This window comes from bacterium (assembly GCA_027622355.1).
In the GTDB taxonomy this organism is placed as follows: Bacteria; UBA8248; UBA8248; order UBA8248; family UBA8248; genus JAQBZT01.
The window spans coordinates 1-3,285 of the sequence record JAQBZT010000304.1 but is presented as its reverse complement, the minus strand read 5'-3'; the positions used below and the strand labels follow the sequence as shown (position 1 = coordinate 3,285).

At 64.9% G+C, this 3,285-nt stretch carries 3 protein-coding genes; all 3 read right to left on the bottom strand.

The window, feature by feature from the left end:
* Window positions 1-2,111, bottom strand: a 2,111-nt coding sequence (gene topA, locus O2807_13880) for a type I DNA topoisomerase (GenBank protein MDA1001590.1), incomplete at its 3' end; no start/stop codon positions are given.
* Window positions 2,112-2,115: 4 nt separating this feature from the next.
* On the bottom strand, window positions 2,116-2,595 hold the full coding sequence (locus tag O2807_13875; GenBank protein ID MDA1001589.1) for a DUF494 family protein: 480 nt from the start codon (window positions 2,593-2,595) through the stop codon (window positions 2,116-2,118).
* Window positions 2,596-2,607: 12 nt separating this feature from the next.
* Window positions 2,608-3,285, bottom strand: a 678-nt coding sequence (locus O2807_13870; GenBank protein MDA1001588.1) for a DNA-processing protein DprA, incomplete at its 5' end; no start/stop codon positions are given.

The window sequence follows — 3,285 nt, the reverse complement described above, 5'->3', positions numbered from 1 at the left end:
CCGTAGGGGCCGCGCCGCACCTGCATCGGGGCGCCGCACACATCGCAGGGCGCGGCCTGCTCCTCGATCCGGGCGATGTCCTCGTCCGGCTCCTCGTCTTCGCCCGGCTGGGGGATGTTCTCGGCGTGCTTACAGTCCGGGTAGCCGGAGCAGGAGATGAACCAGCCGTTTCGGCTGAATTTCTTGACGAGCGGTTCACCGCAGTTAGGACACGCGCGGTCGACCGGCTCGGCGGCGGCCTTGAGGCTCGGAAGCGTGGTCTTGGCCGACTGCACCTTCCGGTCGAACTGGTTGTAGAAGTCGCTCAGCACCGGCAGCCAGGGGCGGGTGCCCTCCTCAATTTCGTCGAGGTCGTGTTCCATCTTGGCGGTGAACTTGACGTCCATCTCCTCCGGGAAGCCCTGGACGAGCAGCTTGCTCACCTCGCGGCCGAGCGAGGTGGGGGTAAACTGGCGGCGCCGGCGATCGACGATGACGTATCTGCGCTTTTCGAGGGTGTCGAGGATCGAGGCGTAGGTGCTGGGGCGGCCCACGCCGTCCTCTTCGAGCTCTTTTACGAGCGAGGCCTCGGTGTAGCGGGGGGGCGGCTGGGTGAAGTGCTGCGCGGGCACGACCCCGGATTTGGCTTCTTCCGTCGAGAGGCGTCGGAGGGCGTCCCCCGTCTCCACCGAGGGAAGAAAGCGGTCTTTTCCGTTCGCCCCGTTTGCGGCGGCGGTTTCGGCGCCGTTGTTCTCCTCCGCCTTGTCCTGGTAGACCTCGAGGAAGCCCGGAAACTTGAGTATCGAGCCGGTGGCCCGCAGGAGCAGGTTCTCCGCCGGGATGTCCACGCTCGTCTGGTCGTAGACGGCGGGGTTCATCTGGCTGGCCACGAAGCGGCGCCAGATCAGGGTGTAGAGGGCGAGTTGCTCCGGCTTGAGGAAGGGGGCGACGCGATTGGGCGTCAGCGCCACATCAGTCGGGCGGATGGCCTCGTGGGCGTCCTGTGCGCTGTCTGAGCCCTTGTAGCGTGGCGGTTTCTCAGGAAGGTAGTCGCCGCCGATGTGTTTTCTGATGTAGGTGCGGGCCATCTCGATGGCCTCGTTCGCGAGACGGACGGAGTCGGTCCGCATGTAGGTGATGAGCCCCGCTGTCCCGAGCGCCTTGCCGAGGTTCACGCCCTCGTAGAGGGACTGGGCGATCGACATGGTGCGCTTGGCGCCGTAGCGGAGTTTTGTGGAGCCTTCCTGCTGAAGGGTGCTGGTAATGAAGGGGGCGGGCGGGCGCCTGCGCCGCTCTTTTCTCTCGACCTTGCCGACTCCGAGGTCGGCCCTTTCGATGATGTCCGCGAGGCGGCGGGCCGTTTCCTCGTTCGGGATTTCGGGTTCTTTTCCGTCCACGCGGTAGAGTTTGGCCTCGAAGGTGGGGGCGGCGCCGGGTTTTTCGAGGTGGGCGGTGATGGACCAGTACTCCACCTGCTCGAAGGCCTCGATTGTATCTTCGCACTCGCAGATGAGGCGAAGCGCCACGGACTGCACCCGCCCGGCGCTCAGGCCGAAGGCCACCTTGTCCCAGAGGATTTCACCAGAGAGCTTGAATCCGACGATGCGGTCGAGCTTGCGGCGCGTCTCCTGGGCGTCCACCTTGCGCTGATCGATCTCGCCGGGATGGTCGAGAGCCTCCCGGACGGCCCGCGGTGTGATCTCGTTGAAGGAGATGCGGTAGACCTTGTTGGCTTTTTGGCTTCCGCGGATCAGCTCCTGAATGTGCCAGGCGATTGCCTCTCCCTCGCGGTCGGGGTCGGGGGCGAGATAAATCTCCTCGGCGGAGCGGGCCGCCCGCCGCAGTTCGTCGATGGTCTTTTTCTTGGTGGCGATTTCCCCGTAGTCGGCGGCGAAGTCGTTCTCGATGTCGATGCCCATGCGCCGTTCGCCGGTTTTCTTTAAATCGCGCACATGGCCCCTCGAGGCGATGATGGTGTAGTCGGACCCGAGAAACTTCGAGATCGTCTTCACCTTCGTCGGCGACTCGACGATGACGAGTTTCGGCGCATTTTCCGCCTTCGCCGCCTTGCGGGAGGACGTCTTCTTTTTCGTCCGGGTTCTCATTTTCTTGGTGGTTTTCTTTTCCAGCATGAACTCAGTTCACAAGGCGGGTGGTATCGATTCGGAGCAAGCTCTGGATGTCTTCACCCAACACGTCGCGATTCTCCTTGAAAAGTACCAGAAGGATTACGGTTTTTACTGTCTCGGCGTCAATTTCCTCATCGGTCAAATCGATGCACCGCTGAAGCACTTCCTCGCGCAGGTGATCGTCGAGCGCCCCGAGGGCGTAGAGTCGGTGAACGAGCCCCTGGGCGGCCGGGGAGAAGGCCAGGCGCTCCTCCGGATGAAAGACACGGATGGACCTTTTGCGTCTTTCCGTGCGGAGTGCCTCTTCGCCGCCGCTCCAGTCGCCATGAATCTGCTGGAGCCAGGAGACGGCATCGTAAATCTCCTCCTGGGAATACCCGCGGCTCTCCAGCAGGGCGGTCATCTCCCGCTCGTCGGAGAGAAGGCTCCGGTCCTCAAGGGCCTTTTCGACGAGAATCCGGATCATGGCGAACATCTTTTCCCGCACGGGGCCTCTCTCCTATCTGGCACGCTCGAAGCGGCCGCCGGCCGTTTGCCGCACCAAGCCCTTCAGCTCGAGGCTGAGGAGCGCGCCTGAAACAAGTTCGGGTCTCTGGGCGCTGGCCTGGCTCAGCTCCTCAATTGAGGTTTCCCCCTGATCGAGGAGGGGGATGAGCGCCGCCTCCTCGGGCGGCAGGGCGGGCAGCGATGCAGGCGGGTCCGCCGCCGTGCGGGGCTTGGCCACCGCGCCGCCCAGAGCCTTCTGAACAAAATCGGGGAGCGCGTCAAGTATGTCCTCGGTTTTTTCGACCAAATGCGCCCCCTCGCGGATGAGGTGGTGGCTGCCGGCGCTGCGGCCCGTCTCGATGGAGCCGGGGAGGGCCATGAGCTCGCGGCCCTGCTCGCGGGCCAGCCGGCCGGTCAGGAGGGCCCCGCTCCGCAGCGAGGCCTCGATGACGAGGGTGCCGAGCGCGAGGCCGCTGATGAGGCGGTTGCGCCGGGGAAAGTTCTGGGGATAGGGGCGCATCTCCCAGGGGAATTCGGAGATCACGGCGCCCTGCCGGGCGATTTCACGGCGCAGTTCCTCGTTTTCGGCGGGGTACTGCTCCCCCAGGCCGCAGCCGAGGACGGCGATCGTCCGGCCGCCTGCCTCAAGGGCCCCGCGGTGGGTCTCGGTGTCGATGCCGCGGGCGAGGCC